The following is an 18455-nucleotide window of genomic DNA, read 5'->3' as shown; positions in this document are numbered from 1 at the left end:
TCCGGAGCGAGGCGGCCCGAGAGGGAGTACGAGAAGGTGGCAGCACCTAAGAAGGGCCGGAACGCGAGCGCCCAGAGCAAGCCGGGGCGCTCGCTGGCCCTCATCCTGATCGCCATCGCGGCGCTCACCGGAGGGATGTTCGCCTCGGGGCACACCACTCCGCGTCTTGGTATCGACCTGGCCGGCGGCACGAGCATCACGCTGCGCGCGGAAGCCGAGCCCGGCCAGGAATCCGCGATCAACAAGACCAACATGGACACCGCGGTCGAGATCATGGAGCGCCGTGTCAATGGTCTGGGTGTCTCGGAGGCCGAGGTTCAGACCCAGGGCGACAGGAACATCATCGTCAACATCCCCCGGGGCACGGACTCCAAGGAAGCCCGGGACCAGGTAGGCACCACCGCCAAGCTGTACTTCCGACCGGTCGTCGCCACCGAGATGGCCGGCGCGGCGCCCACCCCCTCGCCGAGCGCCTCCGGCAGCGCGTCCGGCGACGCCGGCGAGAAGGCGACCTCCTCCGCGTCTCCCTCCGGCACCCCCTCGGCGACCGCGACCCAGCAGGGCCGCGCGGTCAGCGACGCGCTGAAGGCCGACCCGACGCCCTCCAAGAGCGCCGACTCCAGCGCCTCCCCGTCCGCGAGCGGCACCCCCTCGGGTGACCAGCCGAGCGGCAAGCTCGAAGCGCAGTACGCCGCGCTGGACTGCACCAAGGAGTCGGTCCGCGCCAAGGCGGGTGACGGCGCCAAGCCCACCGAGTCCACCGTCGCCTGCGGTCAGAACTCCAGCGGTCAGTGGCAGAAGTACATCCTCGGCCCCGCCGAGGTCGACGGCACGGACGTCGACGAGGCCCAGGCCGTCTTCAACACGCAGACCGGCGCCGGCTGGACCGTGACCATGAAGTTCACGGGCAAGGGGTCCGACAAGTTCGCGGCCATCACCGGGAAGCTGGCCAAGAACCAGCCGCCGCAGAACCAGTTCGCCATCGTGCTGGACGGCCAGGTCATCTCCGACCCGCGCGTCTCGGAAGCCCTGACCGGTGGCAGCGCCGAGATCTCCGGCAACTTCACCCAGCAGTCGGCCCAGAGCCTCGCCAACATGCTGTCGTACGGCGCGCTGCCGCTGACCTTCAGCGAGGACAGCGTCACCACGGTGTCCCCGGCGCTCGGCGGTGAGCAGCTGAAGGCGGGTCTGATCGCCGGTGCGATCGGCCTGGCCCTGGTGATCATCTACCTGCTGGTCTACTACCGCGGCCTGTCGGTCATCGCGATCCTGTCGTTGCTGGTCTCCGCGGCGCTGACCTACACGATCATGTCGCTGCTCGGCCCGACCATCAATTTCGCGCTCAACCTGCCGGCCGTCTGCGGTGCCATCGTCGCCATCGGTATCACGGCGGACTCGTTCATCGTCTACTTCGAACGCGTCCGCGACGAGATCCGCGAGGGCCGCTCGCTGCGCCCCGCGGTCGAGCGGGCCTGGCCGCGCGCCCGGCGCACCATCCTGGTCTCCGACTTCGTGTCGTTCCTCGCCGCCGCGGTGCTGTTCATCGTCACCGTCGGCAAGGTCCAGGGCTTCGCCTTCACGCTCGGTCTGACCACCCTGCTCGACGTGGTCGTCGTGTTCCTGTTCACCAAGCCCCTGCTGACGCTCATGGCCCGCACCAAGTTCTTCGCGAACGGCCACAGCTGGTCCGGCCTCGATCCCAAGCGACTGGGTGCCAAGCCGCCGCTGCGCCGCACCCGCCGCCCCTCCGCCCCCATCGAGACGAAGGAGGCGTGAGATGTCGAAGCTCGGCAACCTCGGCGCCCGACTGCACCGTGGCGAGGTCGGCTACGACTTCGTCGGCAACCGCAAGATCTGGTACGGCATCTCGATCCTGATCACCATCCTGGCCATCGTCGGCCTGGCGGTGCGCGGCCTGAACATGGGCATCGAGTTCCAGGGCGGGGCCGTCTTCAACACCCCGAGCACCGTGTCGGTGTCCCAGGCGCAGGAGTACGCGGAAGAGGCGTCCGGCCACGACGCGATCGTCCAGGAGCTCGGCAGCGGCGAGAAGGCCACGCTCCGCATCCAGGTCGCGGGCATCGACACCACCGAGGCCGACAAGGTCTCCGCGCAGCTCGCCAAGGACCTCGGCGTCGCGGAGAAGGACGTCACCGGCGAACTCGTCGGCCCCAGCTGGGGTGAGCAGATCGCCAACAAGGCCTGGCAGGGTCTCGGGATCTTCCTGGTCCTCGTCGTGATCTATCTGGCGATCGCGTTCGAATGGCGCATGGCGGTCGCCGCGTTCGTCGCCCTGATCCACGACATCACCATCACCGTCGGCATCTACGCCCTCGTCGGCTTCGAGGTGACGCCGGGCACGGTGATCGGTCTGCTCACGATCCTCGGTTATTCGCTCTACGACACGGTCGTCGTCTTCGACAGCCTCAAGGAGCAGACGAAGGACATCACCAAGCAGACCCGCTGGACCTACAGCGACATCGCCAACCGTTCGATCAACAGCACCCTGGTCCGCTCCGTCAACACCACCGTGGTCGCGCTGCTGCCGGTGGCGGGCCTGCTGTTCATCGGTGGCGGTTTCCTCGGCGCCGGCATGCTCAACGACATCTCGCTGTCGCTGTTCGTCGGTCTCGCGGCCGGTGCGTACTCCTCGATCTTCATCGCCACGCCGCTCGTCGCCGACCTCAAGGAGCGCGAGCCGCAGATGAAGGCCCTGCGCAAGCGTGTCCTCGCCAAGCGCGCCCAAGGCGCCACGCCGGGCGAGGCCGCGGACGCCCGGGTCAGCGACGAGTTCCACGGCGACGAGCCGGAGGACGCCGCCCCCGCGGTGGTGGGCCCGCGTACCCAACCCGCGTCCCGTGGCCGGGGCCGCGGCCGTTCCTCGGGGAAGCGCCGATGACCGAGATCAGGGAGCTGCTGCTCAGCCGTATCCGGGACGTGGCGGACTACCCGGAGCCGGGCGTGATGTTCAAGGACATCACCCCGCTCCTGGCGGACCCGGCGGCGTTCACGGCGCTCACCGACGCCCTCGCCGAGATCGCGGGCGACACCGGCGCCACGAAGATCGTCGGCCTGGAAGCCCGCGGCTTCATCCTCGGCGCTCCCGTCGCCGTCCGCGCGGGCATCGGCTTCATTCCGGTACGCAAGGCGGGCAAGCTCCCCGGGGCGACGCTCAGCCAGGCCTACGACCTGGAGTACGGCTCCGCCGAGATCGAGGTGCACGCCGAGGACCTGGCCGCGGGCGACCGCGTCCTGGTCATCGACGACGTCCTGGCCACCGGCGGCACCGCGGAGGCCTCGATCCAGCTGATCCGCAGGGCCGGCGCCGATGTGGCCGGACTGGCCGTGCTGATGGAACTGGGCTTCCTCGGCGGCCGCGCCCGTCTGGAGCCGGCCCTGGCCGGAGCCCCGCTGGAGTCGCTCCTCACGGTCTGACCCGGATCGCCGCACCGGGCGGGACCTCGGACCCGCTCCAAATGCCGCGCGCCTCCGCACGAGGCGCGCGGCATACGCATGTGTGGCGTACGCATGTCCCGGGACCCAACCGAGGACCGCTTCCCGGCGTGCGCATCGAGGCATCGCTTCGGCGGCCGTCACCACTCCGCTCGCATCGCCTGCCAAGCCGCGCACGCCGTCTCCCCGAGGCCCCCCGCGCACCCTCGCGACCGCCCCTGGACACGCTCGCGTCCCCCGGGCCACAGCCGCTGGAAACCCTCGCGCCACCCCTGCCGCAGCACGCGGACGACGGCACAGGAATTACGTGACGGCTCCTTGCGTTTCTCCGATGGACGGCCCTCACATCGGGCTGAAGGCGATCCCGGGGCGCGGGATCGCTACCATGGGGTTTCCGGAGCCTGACCGGGGGACCCGGATCGCGCACGAGGAGCCCTCTTGCCAGACGAGGCCCAGCACCTGACCGCCGCCAAGCCCGAGTCCGCCTCGGGGCCCGCGGCGAAGCCCGCGCCGAACGCGTCGCACGCGAAGAACGACACCCGCGGGCCGGTCGAACACGCCCAGTCCGCGCCCGTCGACAAGCCGGCCGAGCAGACGCGACCCAAGCCGGCCCCGCCCGAGCGGCCCGTCAATCCGCCGGCCCGCCCCGCCACCGGGCAGCCCGCCCGCTCCGGCTCCTCCAACCGCGTCCGCGCCCGCCTCGCCCGTCTCGGCGTCCAGCGCTCCAACCCGTACAACCCGGTGCTGGAGCCGTTGCTGCGCATAGTCCGCAGCAACGACCCCAAGATCGAGACCGCGACCCTCCGCCAGATCGAGAAGGCCTACCAGGTCGCCGAGCGCTGGCACCGCGGCCAGAAGCGCAAGAGCGGCGACCCGTACATCACCCATCCGCTCGCGGTGACGACCATCCTCGCCGAACTGGGCATGGATCCGGCCACCTTGATGGCGGGCCTGCTGCACGACACCGTCGAGGACACCGAGTACGGCCTCGACCAGCTCCGCCGCGACTTCGGTGACTCCGTCGCCCTGCTCGTCGACGGCGTCACCAAGCTGGACAAGGTCAAGTTCGGCGAGGCCGCGCAGGCCGAGACCGTGCGCAAGATGGTCGTTGCCATGGCCAAGGACCCGCGCGTCCTGGTCATCAAGCTCGCCGACCGCCTGCACAACATGCGCACCATGCGCTACCTCAAGCGCGAGAAGCAGGAGAAGAAGGCGCGCGAGACCCTGGAGATCTACGCGCCGCTCGCCCACCGCCTCGGCATGAACACCATCAAGTGGGAGCTGGAGGACCTCGCCTTCGCGATCCTCTACCCCAAGATGTACGACGAGATCGTACGGCTGGTGGCCGAGCGGGCACCGAAGCGTGACGAGTACCTGGCCATAGTGACCGACGAGGTCCAGCAGGACCTGCGGGCCGCCCGTATCAAGGCGACCGTCACGGGCCGCCCGAAGCACTACTACAGCGTCTACCAGAAGATGATCGTCCGCGGCCGTGACTTCGCGGAGATCTACGACCTGGTGGGCATCCGCGTCCTCGTCGACACGGTCCGCGACTGCTACGCCGCCCTCGGCACCGTGCACGCGCGATGGAACCCGGTCCCCGGCCGGTTCAAGGACTACATCGCGATGCCCAAGTTCAACATGTACCAGTCGCTGCACACCACGGTGATCGGTCCCAACGGCAAGCCGGTCGAACTCCAGATCCGCACGTTCGACATGCACCGCCGCGCCGAGTACGGCATCGCCGCGCACTGGAAGTACAAGCAGGAGGCCGTCGCCGGCGCCTCCAAGATCCGCACCGACGCCCCGCGGACGTCCGGCAAGGGCAAGGACGACCACCTCAACGACATGGCGTGGCTGCGTCAGCTGCTGGACTGGCAGAAGGAGACCGAGGACCCCGGCGAGTTCCTGGAGTCCCTGCGCTTCGACCTGTCCCGCAACGAGGTCTTCGTCTTCACCCCCAAGGGCGACGTCATCGCGCTCCCGGCCGGTGCCACCCCCGTCGACTTCGCGTACGCCGTCCACACCGAAGTGGGCCACCGCACCATAGGAGCGCGGGTCAACGGCCGTCTCGTACCGCTCGAATCCACCCTGGACAACGGCGACCTGGTCGAGGTCTTCACCTCCAAGGCGCCCGGCGCGGGGCCGTCCCGCGACTGGCTCGGTTTCGTGAAGTCGCCTCGCGCCCGCAACAAGATCCGGGCGTGGTTCTCCAAGGAGCGCCGCGACGAGGCGATCGAGCAGGGCAAGGACGCGATCGTCCGGGCGATGCGCAAGCAGAACCTGCCGATCCAGCGGATCCTGACCGGCGACTCGCTGGTGACCCTCGCGCACGAGATGCGCTACGCGGACATCTCCGCGCTGTACGCGGCGATCGGCGAGGGCCATGTCTCTGCGCAGAACATCGTGCAGAAGCTCGTCCAGGCCCTCGGCGGTGAGGAAGCCGCGACGGAGGAGATCGACGAGGCGGTCCCGCCGACGCGCGGTCGCAGTCGCAAGCGCCGCTCCAGTGCCGATCCGGGTGTCATCGTCAAGGGCGTCGAGGACGTGTGGGTCAAGCTGGCCCGCTGCTGCACCCCGGTCCCCGGCGATCCGATCATCGGCTTCGTCACACGCGGTAGTGGTGTATCGGTTCACCGGAGCGACTGTGTGAACGTGGAGTCACTGTCCCGTGAGCCCGAGCGCATCCTGGAGGTCGAATGGGCGCCCACCCAGTCCTCGGTCTTCCTGGTCGCCATCCAGGTCGAGGCACTTGACCGCTCCCGGCTCCTGTCGGACGTCACACGTGTCCTGTCCGACCAGCACGTCAACATCCTCTCCGCGGCCGTCCAGACCTCCCGCGACCGCGTCGCCACCTCCCGCTTCACCTTCGAGATGGGCGACCCGAAGCACCTCGGGCACGTTCTGAAGGCGGTCAGGGGAGTGGAGGGCGTCTACGACGTGTACCGCGTGACGTCGGCACGCAACCGGTCGTAGAGGCAGACGAAGGAGCCTTGGCACGGCATACGAAAGAGGGGCTCCCGCACCTCGTGTACGGGAGCCCCTCTTTCGCGTGACCGGAATCTGTCAGCCGCCGAACTCCTGAAGGCCCTTCAGGGCTTGGTCCAGAAGCGCCTGCCGGCCCTCCAGCTCACGCTCCAGCTTGTCCGCCTTGGCGTTGTTGCCCTGCGCGCGGGCCTGCTCGATCTGGCCCTTCAGCTTGTCGACGGCGGCCTGGAGCTGACCGGTCAGGCCCTCGGCACGCGCGCGTGCCTCCGGGTTGGTCCGGCGCCACTCGGCCTCCTCGGCCTCCTGGATGGCCCGCTCGACGGAGTGCATCCGGCCCTCCACCTTGGGGCGGGCGTCCCGCGGCACATGGCCGATGGCTTCCCAGCGCTCGTTGATCGAGCGGAAGGCGGCCCGCGCGGCCTTCAGATCGCCGACCGGCAGGAGCTTCTCGGCCTCCTCGGCCAGCTCCTCCTTCAGCTTCAGGTTCTCGGCCTGCTCGGCGTCGCGCTCGGCGAAGACCGAGCTGCGGGCGGCGAAGAAGATGTCCTGGGCGCCGCGGAAGCGGTTCCACAGGTCGTCCTCGTGCTCGCGCTGGGCGCGGCCCGCGGCCTTCCACTCGGCCATCAGCTCGCGGTAGCGCGCGGCCGTCGGACCCCACTCCGTCGACCCGGACAGCGACTCGGCCTCGGCGACCAGCCGCTCCTTGGTCCTGCGGGCCTCCTCGCGCTGCGCGTCCAACTGCGCGAAGTGCGCCTTGCGGCGCTTGGAGAACGCCGACCGGGCGTGCGAGAAGCGGTGCCACAGCTCGTCGTCCGACTTGCGGTCGAGCCGCGGCAGGCTCTTCCAGGTGTCCACCAGCGACCGCAGACGCTCACCGGCGGCCCGCCACTGGTCGGACCGGGCCAGTTCCTCCGCCTCGGCGACCAGGGCCTCCTTGGCGTGCCGGGCTTCGTCGGACTGCTTGGCGCGCTGTGCCTTGCGCTCCTCACGGCGCTTGTCGACCGTCTCGACCAGCTTGTCCAGGCGGGTCCGCAGGGCGTCCAGGTCACCGACCGCGTGATGGGCGTCGACCTGCTCACGGATGTGGTCGATCGCGGCCTGGGCGTCCTTCGCCGACAGGTCGGTGGTCTTCACTCGCTTCTCGAGGAGGCCGATCTCGACAACCAGGCCCTCGTACTTGCGCTCGAAGTAGGCCAACGCCTCCTCGGGGGAGCCGGCCTGCCAGGATCCGACGACCTGCTCGCCGTCGGCCGTACGCACGTACACGGTCCCCGTCTCGTCGACGCGGCCCCACGGGTCGCTGCTCACAGCGCCTCCTCCACATGATGCCTGCGAGGGGCTTGTGCTCCCCCGAGCATCGTCCACAGTTTCGTCACGGCCAACATAGGCGACCGGCGGGTTGCCTGTCCGCATCCCGCGCGACCGAAATTACGCAGTTGAGGGTCAGGATTTCGTGACGGTTGCCTTGTTGATCACGACGGTCGCGTTGGGGGCCGTGTTCCCGGTCGCGGGGTCGACGGCCTGGGCTCCGGCAGCCGCGATCTTCTTCAGGACCTTCATGCCCGCCTCGGACACAGTGCCGAACGGTGTGTAGTCGGGCGGCAGCTGACTGTCCTGGTAGACGAGGAAGAACTGGCTTCCGCCGCTGTCGCGCCCCTGCTTCGTCTGCGCGTTGTACTGGTTGGCCATCGCCACCGTGCCCGCCGGGTAGACGCCGCCCTTGAGGCTCTCGTCCTTGAGGTTCTCGTCCGGGATCGTGTACCCGGGTCCGCCCATCCCGGTGCCCTGGGGGTCGCCGCACTGGAGCACGTAGATGCTGGTGTCGGTGAGCCGGTGGCACTTCGTGTGGTCGAGGTAGCCCTTGCCGACGAGGAAGTTGAACGAGTTCACCGTGTGCGGCGCGGCCGACGCCTTCAGCGCGATGTCTATCTCACCGCACGTCGTCGCCAGCTTCATCGTGTACTTCGCCGACTTGTCGATGGTCATCGCCGGCTCCTTCTTCCAGGTCGCCGTCCTGACCTTGCCCTCGGCGGGCTTCTCGCACGGGTCCGGGGCCTTGCTGGTCGGGCTCGGGCTGACCTCGGCGCCCGCGTTCTCCTTCTTCGAACCGTCGTCCTTGAGGACCCCGGTCGTGTACAGCGCGAGGCTGCCGATGACGACCACTCCGAGCACCGACGCGATCACCGAGTTGCGCATGCGCGACTTGCGCCGGGCTGCCGTGCGCCGCTGCTGCTGCCGCAAGAACTTCTCCCGAGCGAGCTGACGCCGCCGCTGTTCCTGGCTGACCACCGGGTTTTCTCCTCATGCGTTGTGTGTGTCGACCGGCACGCGAGCGCCGATGATCCGACCGCCTGCGTGTGCCCCGTACCGTATATGGGTTCGCTGTGTAATCGGCAGCGCCGGTAGGCTCTGACGACAGGCGTCAGCCCGCCGACAGACCATCTTTGTCGACACAAACGAAGGACGATCGTGCTCATTGCCGGGTTCCCCGCCGGGGCCTGGGGGACGAACTGCTATCTCGTCGCCCCCGCCGCCGGTGAGGAGTGCGTGATCATCGACCCGGGCCACGAGGCGGCCCCCGGAGTCGAGGAAGCGCTGAAGAAGCATCGGCTCAAGCCCGTCGCGGTCGTCCTGACCCACGGCCACCTCGATCACGTGGCCTCGGTCGTCCCCGTGTGCGGCGCGCACGACGTACCGGCCTGGATCCACCCCGAGGACCGGTACATGATGAGCGACCCCGAGAAGGCGCTCGGCCGTTCCATCGGCATGCAGCTGATGGGCGAGCTGACCGTGGGGGAGCCGGACGACGTCAAGGAGCTGACCGACGGCGCCAGGCTGGAGCTGGCGGGTCTGGAGCTGACCGTCGCGCACGCGCCGGGCCATACCAAGGGGTCGGTGACCTTCGGCCTGCCCGAGGCGGCGGACATCCCGCCGATCCTGTTCTCGGGCGACCTGCTGTTCGCCGGCTCCATCGGACGCACCGACCTGCCCGGCGGTGACATGGCCGAGATGCTCGACTCGCTGGCCCGCGTGTGCCTGCCGCTCGACGACTCGACCGTGGTGCTGTCCGGCCACGGCCCCCAGACGACCATCGGCCACGAGCGCGCCACCAACCCGTACCTGCGGCAGGTGGCCGCCGGCCAGGGAGCCGCCCAGGCTCCCCGACGAGGAATGTGACGAGACCTCCCGTGAGCACCTTCAAGGCCCCCAAGGGCACGTACGACCTGCTGCCGCCGCAGAGCGCCCGGTTCCTGGCGGTCCGTGAGGCGATCGCCGCCCCGCTGCGCAACTCCGGCTACGGCTACATCGAGACCCCCGGCTTCGAGAACGTCGAGCTCTTCGCGCGCGGTGTCGGCGAGTCCACCGACATCGTGACCAAGGAGATGTACGTCTTCGAGACCAAGGGCGGGGACAAGCTCGCCCTGCGCCCGGAGACGACCGCTCCCGTACTCCGCGCGGTCCTGGAAGCGAACCTGCACAAGACGGGCAACCTGCCGGTCAAGGTCTGGTACTCGGGCTCGCAGTACCGCTACGAGCGCCCCCAGAAGGGCCGCTACAGGCACTTCTCCCAGGTCGGCGCCGAGGCGATCGGCGCCGAGGACCCCGCGCTGGACGCCGAGCTGATCATCCTCGCCGACCAGTCGTACCGCTCCCTGGGGCTGCGGAACTTCCGCATCCTCCTGAACAGCCTCGGCGACAAGGAGTGCCGCCCGGTCTACCGAGCGGCACTCCAGGACTTCCTGCGCGCCCTGGACCTCGACGAGGACACCCGGCGCCGTGTCGACATCAACCCCTTGCGCGTCCTCGACGACAAGCGCGAGTCCGTGCAGAAGCAGCTGACCGGAGCGCCGCTGCTGCGTGACTACCTCTGCGACGCCTGCAAGGCGTACCACGAGGAGGTCCGCGAGCTGATCACGGCGGCGGGCGTCGTCTTCGAGGACGACGCGAAGCTGGTGCGCGGCCTCGACTACTACACGCGTACGACCTTCGAGTTCGTCCACGACGGTCTGGGCTCCCAGTCCGCGGTGGGTGGTGGCGGACGCTACGACGGCCTGTCGGAGATGATCGGCGGCCCCGCGCTGCCGTCCGTCGGCTGGGCCCTCGGCGTCGACCGCACGGTCCTCGCCCTGGAGGCGGAGGGCATCGAACTCGAACTCCCCGCCACCACCAGCGTGTTCGCCGTCCCGCTCGGCGAAGAGGCCCGCCGGGTGCTGTTCGCCAAGGTCACGGAGCTGCGCAAGAACGGCATCGCGGCCGACTTCGCCTACGGTGGCAAGGGCCTCAAGGGCGCGATGAAGAACGCCAACCGCAGTGGCGCGCGCTACACGGTCGTGGCCGGCGAGCGCGACCTCGCCGAGGGCGTCGTCCAGCTCAAGGACATGGAGTCCGGCGAGCAGACGGCCGTCGGTGTCAACGAGATCGTCGCCGAGCTGGAAGCCCGACTGGGCTGAGTCAGCTGATCCGGGCAAGGGGGGCGGGGGCCGTTCGGTCCCCGCCCCCCTCGTTTCTGCCGTGTCCGGAACCGAGCGGCATTACCCGCTCGCGCGTATTTCCTTATGCCGAGTGAACTGAGAGCGGGGGTGCGTGTACGGCAGAATGTGCCTGTCCGGAGAAACTCCAAATCTCAAGTGACGGAATCGGCGTGATGAGCAAGACGACAATCCAGGACGTCTCCACCGAGCCAGAGCCGGAGCGCACCGAAGCGGCGCCCCTCTCGCTGGGCGCCAGCCGCGCGTTCGCGCTGATGCTGGTGATCACCGGCGCGGCAGGCGTGCTCGCCGCATGGGTCATCACGATCGACAAGTTCAAGATCCTTGAGGCGAAGCTCGCCGGGGAGACCTACAAGCCGGGCTGCAGCCTCAACCCGATCGTCTCCTGCGGCAGTGTCATGGAGAGCAAGCAGGCGTCCGTCTTCGGGTTCCCGAACCCGCTGCTCGGCCTGGTCTGCTACGGCATCGTCATCTGCGTCGGCATGAGCCTGCTCGCCCGCGCCCGCTTCCCACGCTGGTACTGGCTCACCTTCAACGCCGGCACCCTCTTCGGCGTCGCCTTCTGCACCTGGCTGATGTACCAGTCGCTGTACAACATCGGCGCGCTGTGCCTGTGGTGCTCGCTGGCCTGGGTCGCCACCCTCACGATGTTCTGGTACGTGACCTCCTTCAACGTCCGCAACGGCTTCCTGCCGGCCCCGCGCCCGCTGAAGAACTTCCTCGCCGAGTTCACCTGGGTGCTTCCGGTGACCCATGTCGGCGTCATCGCCATGCTGATCTTCACCCGCTGGGGCAGCCAGCTCTGGGCCGCCTCCTGATCCGCCCGACGTCGATGTCAGTGCGGTGATTTAGGGTTTTCCACGTGGAGCCCGACCTGTTCACCGCCGCCGCAGAAGAACGCCAGGAGAAGGACCCCGCGGGGAGCCCCCTGGCGGTGCGCATGCGCCCGCGCACCCTGGACGAGGTCGTGGGCCAGCAGCATCTGCTCCAGCCCGGCTCCCCCCTGCGCCGACTGGTCGGCGAGGGGGCGAAGGGCCCCGCGGGCCCGTCGTCGGTGATCCTGTGGGGTCCGCCCGGCACCGGCAAGACCACCCTCGCGTATGTCGTCTCCAAGGCCACCAACAAGCGCTTCGTGGAGCTGTCCGCCATCACCGCGGGCGTCAAGGAGGTCCGGGCGGTCATCGACGGTGCCCGCCGAGCCACCGGCGGCTACGGCAAGGAGACCGTCCTCTTCCTCGACGAGATCCACCGCTTCAGCAAGGCCCAGCAGGACTCCCTCCTCCCGGCCGTCGAGAACCGCTGGGTGACCCTGATCGCGGCCACCACCGAGAACCCGTACTTCTCGGTCATCTCCCCGCTGCTGTCCCGCTCTCTGCTCCTGACCCTCGAACCCCTCACCGACGACGACGTCAAAGGCCTGCTCAGGCGCGCGCTGAGCGACGAGCGCGGACTGAAGGACGCCGTAGGACTGCCCGAGGACACCGAGGAGCACCTGCTGCGGATCGCGGGTGGCGACGCCCGCCGCGCCCTGACCGCCCTGGAGGCCGCCGCCGGAGCCGCCCTGGACCAAGGGGAGAGCGAGATCAGCCTCCAGACGCTGGAGCAGACCGTCGACCGGGCCGCCGTGAAATACGACCGCGACGGCGACCAGCACTACGACGTGGCCAGCGCGCTCATCAAGTCCATCCGAGGCTCCGACGTCGACGCCGCCCTGCACTACCTGGCCCGGATGATCGAGGCCGGCGAGGATCCCCGCTTCATCGCCCGCCGCCTGATGATCTCCGCCAGCGAGGACATCGGCCTCGCCGACCCGAACGCGCTGCCGATCGCGGTCGCCGCCGCCCAGGCCGTCGCCATGATCGGCTTCCCCGAGGCCGCCCTCACCCTCAGCCACGCCACCATCGCCCTCGCCCTCGCCCCCAAGTCCAACTCCGCGACCACCGCGATCGGCGCCGCCCTGGACGACGTACGCAAGGGACTGGCGGGCCCCGTCCCGCCCCACCTGCGCGACGGCCACTACAAGGGAGCCGCCAAGCTCGGCCACGCGCAGGGGTACGTCTACCCGCACGACCTGTCCGAGGGCATCGCCGAGCAGCAGTACGCCCCCGACGCTCTCAAGGACCGCGAGTACTACACCCCGACCAGGCACGGGGCCGAGGCACGGTACGCGGACGCCGTGGAGTGGACCAGGAAGCACCTCGGTCGCAGACGGTCCTGAACAGCCTGTAGACTCGCTCGAAGTGCTGAGTCCCGTGTCCGGCTCCGGTCGGCGCCTCAGGCGGGACAACCAGCCGGATCTTTTGATCCAGGAGCGTCGCGCACCGTCGTAGGTGTCGCGGGCAGCCCACCACCACCCGGAGTTCCGGGACCGGTCGGTGGGCCGTTCGTGTGCTGCACGTATGTGCCCAGACCAGGGGAGCGGCTACCTGGCAAGTCCCTCGGGGCCTGTCGGGATTCCCCGGCTGCGGATTGCGACCTCCCGTAACCCTGAGGCAGCCGATACAGGAAAAGGAAAAGAAGTGGCGAACCAGTCCCGCCCCAAGGTCAAGAAGTCGCGTGCCCTCGGCATCGCGCTGACCCCGAAGGCCGTCAAGTACTTCGAGGCCCGTCCCTACCCGCCGGGTGAGCACGGCCGTGGCCGCAAGCAGAACTCGGACTACAAGGTCCGTCTGCTGGAGAAGCAGCGTCTGCGCGCGCAGTACGACGTGTCCGAGCGCCAGCTCGTCCGCGCCTACGAGCGTGCCTCCAAGGTTCAGGGCAAGACCGGTGAGGCCCTGATCATCGAGCTGGAGCGTCGTCTCGACGCCCTGGTCCTGCGTTCGGGCATCGCCCGCACCATCTACCAGGCCCGTCAGATGGTCGTTCACGGCCACATCGAGGTCAACGGCCAGAAGGTCGACAAGCCGTCCTTCCGCGTCAAGCCCGACGACGTCGTGATGGTCCGTGAGCGCAGCCGCGAGAAGACCCTCTTCTCCATCGCCCGTGAGGGCGGCTTCGCCCCCGAGGGTGAGACCCCGCGCTACCTCCAGGTGAACCTCAAGGCCCTGGCGTTCCGCCTGGACCGTGAGCCGAACCGCAAGGAGATCCCGGTGATCTGCGACGAGCAGCTCGTCGTCGAGTACTACGCCCGTTGATCCCTCAGCGGTCGTAGGACACCTGCGCCTCAGCCCGTCGTCTCCTCGCCCTTCCGGGTGGGGGAGGCGGCGGGCTTTCGCATGTCCCCCGTAACCGTGACATGGCGTACCGGCCCGCGCGGCGCCGCAGGGACGCCCGAGGGCACCCGCCCCGGCGCTCGCCTTGCTCCTCGCACACCAGGTGGACGCCCGCGCACAACCGCACCGCGTCCGGCAGAGCGCGCTGGAAGGCCCCTGCCATGAATCGCTTCTCGCGACCAGGCTCCGGACGAGCGGTAATCCGGTGCGGAGCGCCATCCCCGGCGCGATAGGCTCGGTGCACGACTTTTTCGATGCAGACCGATGCAGAGGCACGTTTCAGGGAGCGGGTGCACACAGTGTCCGGTGGAGAGGTTGCCGGGATCCTGGTGGCAGTCTTCTGGGCGATCCTGGTCTCCTTCCTCGCCGTCGCGCTGGCGAGGCTGGCCCAGACGCTCAAGGCGACCACCAAGCTCGTCGCGGACGTGACCGACCAGGCCGTCCCGCTCCTGGCAGAGGCCTCCACGGCGGTGCGGTCCGCGCAGACCCAGATCGACCGGGTCGACGCGATCGCCTCCGACGTCCAGGAGGTCACCTCCAACGCCTCCGCGCTGTCGACCACCGTCGCCTCCACCTTCGGCGGCCCTCTGGTCAAGGTCGCCGCCTTCGGCTACGGCGTGCGCCGGGCCCTCGGCGGCCGCAAGGAGGACGTGCCCGCCAAGGCGTCGAGGCGTACCGTGATCGTGGGCCGCACGGTCTCTCGGCGCAGCGCCCGAGGGAAGAGGGACTGAGAGCCAGCGATGTTCCGCCGTACCTTCTGGTTCACCACCGGCGTCGCCGCGGGTGTGTGGGCCACCACCAAGGTCAACCGCAAGCTGAGGCAACTGACCCCCGAGAGCCTGGCCGCCACGGCCGCCAACAAGGCGATCGAGGCCGGTCACCGCATCAAGGACCGCGCGGTGGGCTTCGCCCTCGACGTCCGGGACAACATGGCCGTGCGGGAGGCCGAGTTGGGCGACGCCCTCGGGATCAACGAGAGTCCCGAACTTCCCGCACCCCGGCGGCACGCCGCCATCGAGAACCGCAACCACCCGAAGTACGTCGAGGGCTCGACGTACCAGACGTACCCGTACAACCGGAATGAGGACCACTGATGGAGTCGGCCGAGATTCGCCGCCGCTGGCTGAGCTTCTTCGAGGAGCGCGGGCACACCGTCGTCCCTTCGGCGTCGCTCATCGCGGACGACCCGACTCTGCTCCTCGTCCCGGCCGGCATGGTGCCCTTCAAGCCCTACTTCCTGGGTGAGGTCAAGCCGCCCTTCGACCGCGCCACCAGCGTCCAGAAGTGCGTGCGCACGCCCGACATCGAAGAGGTCGGCAAGACCACGCGGCACGGCACGTTCTTCCAGATGTGCGGCAACTTCTCCTTCGGCGACTACTTCAAGGAAGGCGCCATCAAGTACGCCTGGGAGCTGCTCACCACGCCCCAGGACAAGGGCGGTTACGGCCTCGACCCCGAGCGCCTGTGGATCACCGTCTACAAGGACGACGACGAGGCCGAGCGCATCTGGCACGACGTCGTCGGAGTGCCGAAGGAGCGTATCCAGCGCCTCGGCATGAAGGACAACTACTGGTCCATGGGCGTACCCGGCCCCTGCGGCCCCTGCTCCGAGATCAACTACGACCGCGGCCCCGAGTTCGGCGTCGAGGGCGGCCCCGCCGTCAACGACGAGCGGTACGTGGAGATCTGGAACCTCGTCTTCATGCAGTACGAGCGTGGCCAGGGCACCGGCAAGGACAACTTCGAGATCCTCGGCGAGCTGCCGAGCAAGAACATCGACACCGGCCTCGGCCTCGAGCGACTCGCCATGATTCTGCAGGGCGTGCAGAACATGTACGAGATCGACACCTCCATGGCCGTCATCAAGAAGGCCACCGAGCTGACCGGCGTGGCCTACGGCGACGCCCACCACTCGGACGTGTCCCTGCGTGTGGTCACCGACCACATGCGTACGGCCACCATGCTCATCGGTGACGGCGTCACCCCGGGCAACGAGGGCCGCGGCTACGTCCTGCGCCGCATCATGCGCCGCGCCATCCGCAACATGCGCCTGCTCGGTGCCACCGGCCCGGTCGTCAAGGACCTCATCGACGTCGTCATCGGCATGATGGGCCAGCAGTACCCCGAACTCGTCACCGACCGCGAGCGCATCGAGAAGGTCGCCCTCGCCGAGGAGAACGCCTTCCTCAAGACGCTGAAGGCCGGCACCAACATCCTCGACACCGCCGTCAGCGACACCAAGGCCGCGGGCTCCACGGTCCTGCCCGGTGACAAGGCGTTCCTGCTCCACGACACCTGGGGCTTCCCGATCGACCTCACCCTGGAGATGGCCGCCGAGCAGGGGCTTTCCGTGGACGAGGACGGCTTCCGCCGCCTGATGAAGGAACAGCGGGAGCGCGCCAAGGCCGACGCCCAGGCGAAGAAGACCGGTCACGCCGGTGCCGGTGCCTACCGGGAGATCGCGGACAAGGTCGGCGAGACCGACTTCATCGGCTACAGCGACACCGAGGGCGAGTCCACCATCGTCGGCATCCTCGTCGACGGCGCCTCCTCCCCGGCCGCCACCGAGGGCGACGAGGTCGAGATCGTCCTCGACCGCACCCCGTTCTACGCCGAGGGCGGCGGCCAGATCGGCGACACCGGCAAGATCAAGGTCGACTCCGGTGCCGTCATCGAGATCCGCGACTGCCAGAAGCCGGTCCCGGGTGTGTACGTCCACAAGGGCGTCGTGCAGGTCGGCGAGGTCACGGTCGGTGCCAAGGCCCACGCCTCCATCGACTCCCTGCGCCGCCGGGCCATCGCCCGCGCCCACTCCGCAACGCACCTCACCCACCAGGCTCTGCGTGACGCCCTCGGCCCGACGGCCGCCCAGGCCGGTTCCGAGAACCAGCCCGGCCGCTTCCGCTTCGACTTCGGCTCGCCGTCCGCGGTGCCGACGGCCGTGATGACCGACGTCGAGCAGAAGATCAACGAGGTGCTCGCCCGCGACCTCGACGTGCACGCCGAGGTCATGGGCATCGACGAGGCCAAGAAGCAGGGCGCCATCGCCGAGTTCGGCGAGAAGTACGGCGAGCGCGTCCGCGTGGTGACCATCGGCGACTTCTCCAAGGAGCTGTGCGGCGGCACGCACGTGCACAACACCGCCCAGCTCGGCCTGGTCAAGCTGCTCGGCGAGTCGTCCATCGGCTCCGGTGTGCGCCGTATCGAGGCCCTCGTCGGTGTGGACGCCTACAACTTCCTCGCCCGTGAGCACACGGTCGTGGCCCAGCTCCAGGAGCTGATCAAGGGCCGTCCGGAAGAGCTCCCGGAGAAGGTCTCGGCCATGCTCGGCAAGCTGAAGGACGCCGAGAAGGAGATCGAGAAGTTCCGGGCCGAGAAGGTGCTCCAGGCCGCCGCCGGTCTCGCCGAGTCCGCCAAGGACGTGCGCGGAATCGCCGTCGTCACCGGCCGGGTCCCGGACGGCACCACCCCCGACGACCTGCGCAAGCTGGTCCTCGACGTGCGCGGCCGCATCCAGGGCGGCCGGGCCGCCGTGGTCGCCCTGTTCACGGTCAACAACGGCAAGCCCCTGACGGTCATCGCCACCAACGAAGCCGCCCGTGAGCGTGGTCTCAAGGCCGGCGACCTGGTTCGTACGGCCGCCAAGACCCTCGGTGGCGGCGGTGGCGGCAAGCCGGACGTCGCCCAGGGCGGCGGGCAGAACCCGGCCGCGGTCGGCGAGGCCGTCGAGGCCGTCGAGCGGCTCGTGGCGGAAACGGCCAAGTGAGCGCCGACCGACAGGCGAACGGCGACGGCCCGGTCATGCGCCGCGGACATCGCCTCGCCATCGACGTCGGGGACGCCCGCATCGGGGTCGCCTCGTGCGACCCCGACGGGATCCTCGCCACTCCGGTCGAGACGGTGCCGGGCCGGGACATCCCGGCGGCGCACCGCCGGCTCAAGCAACTCGTCGAGGAGTACGAGCCGATCGAGGTCGTCATCGGTCTGCCTCGCTCCCTCAAGGGGGGCGAGGGACCGGCCGCGGTCAAGGTCAGGGCCTTCGCCCAGGAACTGGCGCGCATGATCGCGCCCGTACCGGTCAGGCTCGTGGATGAGCGGATGACGACCGTGACGGCCAGTCAGGGACTGCGCGCCTCGGGCGTGAAGTCGAAGAAGGGCCGGTCCGTGATCGACCAGGCAGCCGCTGTGATCATCTTGCAGCAGGCGCTCGAATCCGAACGGGTGTCAGGTAAAGCTCCCGGGGAGGGCGTCGAAGTGGTCATCTGATCGCGATACGGTAACGTTCCGCGCGATGCGCCGGTTTTCGAACAGC

General features: G+C 69.1%; 15 protein-coding genes. 13 read left to right on the top strand and 2 right to left on the bottom strand.

Annotated features, from left to right (window positions below; translation table 11 throughout):
• Nucleotides 1–36 precede the first annotated feature (36 nt).
• The 4 genes from secD to relA all read left to right on the top strand — a co-directional run bounded on the left by secD (nt 37) and on the right by relA (nt 6429).
• The gene (gene secD / locus ACWCPI_RS20255) at nt 37–1776 is read left to right on the top strand and encodes a protein translocase subunit SecD (protein WP_451039414.1); all 1740 of its coding nucleotides are present in this window, start codon (nt 37–39) and stop codon (nt 1774–1776) included.
• A gap of 1 nt (nt 1777) precedes the next feature.
• Nucleotides 1778–2899: a protein translocase subunit SecF gene (gene secF, locus ACWCPI_RS20250; protein ID WP_451039413.1), complete on the top strand. Its 1122-nt coding sequence runs from the start codon at nt 1778–1780 to the stop codon at nt 2897–2899.
• Nucleotides 2896–3435, top strand: coding sequence for an adenine phosphoribosyltransferase (locus ACWCPI_RS20245; RefSeq protein ID WP_388807079.1), 540 nt, complete (start codon nt 2896–2898; stop codon nt 3433–3435). The genes secF and ACWCPI_RS20245 overlap by 4 nt, the downstream gene beginning before the upstream one ends.
• A gap of 456 nt (nt 3436–3891) precedes the next feature.
• Nucleotides 3892–6429 (top strand): GTP pyrophosphokinase, encoded by a 2538-nt coding sequence (gene relA / locus ACWCPI_RS20240; RefSeq protein WP_451039412.1) that lies wholly within the window; start codon nt 3892–3894, stop codon nt 6427–6429.
• A 90-nt stretch (nt 6430–6519) separates the two neighbouring features.
• Here the strand turns inward: relA and ACWCPI_RS20235 are convergent, their stop codons facing one another.
• Together ACWCPI_RS20235 and ACWCPI_RS20230 are read right to left on the bottom strand one after the other, a co-directional pair.
• The gene (locus ACWCPI_RS20235) at nt 6520–7749 is read right to left on the bottom strand and encodes a DUF349 domain-containing protein (protein WP_451039411.1); all 1230 of its coding nucleotides are present in this window, start codon (nt 7747–7749) and stop codon (nt 6520–6522) included.
• Between the two features lie 135 nt (nt 7750–7884).
• Nucleotides 7885–8730: a peptidylprolyl isomerase gene (locus tag ACWCPI_RS20230; RefSeq protein ID WP_451039410.1), complete on the bottom strand. Its 846-nt coding sequence runs from the start codon at nt 8728–8730 to the stop codon at nt 7885–7887.
• Nucleotides 8731–8910: 180 nt separating this feature from the next.
• Between ACWCPI_RS20230 and ACWCPI_RS20225 the strand changes: the two genes are divergently transcribed.
• The 9 genes from ACWCPI_RS20225 (at nt 8911) to ruvX (ending at nt 18409) form a co-directional block, all read left to right on the top strand.
• Entirely contained in the window at nt 8911–9618 is a 708-nt protein-coding gene (locus tag ACWCPI_RS20225; RefSeq protein WP_451039409.1) for an MBL fold metallo-hydrolase, read from the top strand.
• An 11-nt stretch (nt 9619–9629) separates the two neighbouring features.
• Nucleotides 9630–10892 carry a histidine--tRNA ligase gene (gene hisS, locus ACWCPI_RS20220; RefSeq protein ID WP_451039408.1) on the top strand — a complete coding sequence of 421 codons (1263 nt, stop codon included), beginning with the start codon at nt 9630–9632 and terminating at the stop codon, nt 10890–10892.
• Nucleotides 10893–11086: 194 nt separating this feature from the next.
• Nucleotides 11087–11749 (top strand): vitamin K epoxide reductase family protein, encoded by a 663-nt coding sequence (locus ACWCPI_RS20215; protein WP_451039407.1) that lies wholly within the window; start codon nt 11087–11089, stop codon nt 11747–11749.
• 44 nt (nt 11750–11793) lie between these two features.
• Nucleotides 11794–13149, top strand: coding sequence for a replication-associated recombination protein A (locus tag ACWCPI_RS20210; protein WP_451039406.1), 1356 nt, complete (start codon nt 11794–11796; stop codon nt 13147–13149).
• A gap of 301 nt (nt 13150–13450) precedes the next feature.
• A complete protein-coding gene (gene rpsD, locus ACWCPI_RS20205; RefSeq protein WP_062674288.1) occupies nt 13451–14065 on the top strand; it encodes a 30S ribosomal protein S4 in 615 nt (204 codons plus the stop codon).
• A gap of 368 nt (nt 14066–14433) precedes the next feature.
• Entirely contained in the window at nt 14434–14874 is a 441-nt protein-coding gene (locus tag ACWCPI_RS20200) for a DUF948 domain-containing protein (RefSeq protein ID WP_094057798.1), read from the top strand.
• A gap of 9 nt (nt 14875–14883) precedes the next feature.
• Nucleotides 14884–15237, top strand: a complete 354-nt coding sequence (locus ACWCPI_RS20195) for a hypothetical protein (protein ID WP_388807097.1) — start codon at nt 14884–14886, stop codon at nt 15235–15237.
• Nucleotides 15237–17909 (top strand): alanine--tRNA ligase, encoded by a 2673-nt coding sequence (alaS, locus tag ACWCPI_RS20190; RefSeq protein ID WP_388807099.1) that lies wholly within the window; start codon nt 15237–15239, stop codon nt 17907–17909. Before ACWCPI_RS20195 ends, alaS begins: the two co-directional genes overlap by 1 nt.
• A gap of 35 nt (nt 17910–17944) precedes the next feature.
• Nucleotides 17945–18409 carry a Holliday junction resolvase RuvX gene (ruvX, locus tag ACWCPI_RS20185; protein WP_451039554.1) on the top strand — a complete coding sequence of 155 codons (465 nt, stop codon included), beginning with the start codon at nt 17945–17947 and terminating at the stop codon, nt 18407–18409.
• Nucleotides 18410–18455 lie beyond the last annotated feature (46 nt).

It is taken from the genome of Streptomyces sp. NPDC001920, from assembly GCF_053594495.1.
The sequence above is the reverse complement of the archived record's forward strand: the minus strand, read 5'-3'. Positions and strand labels throughout refer to the sequence as shown.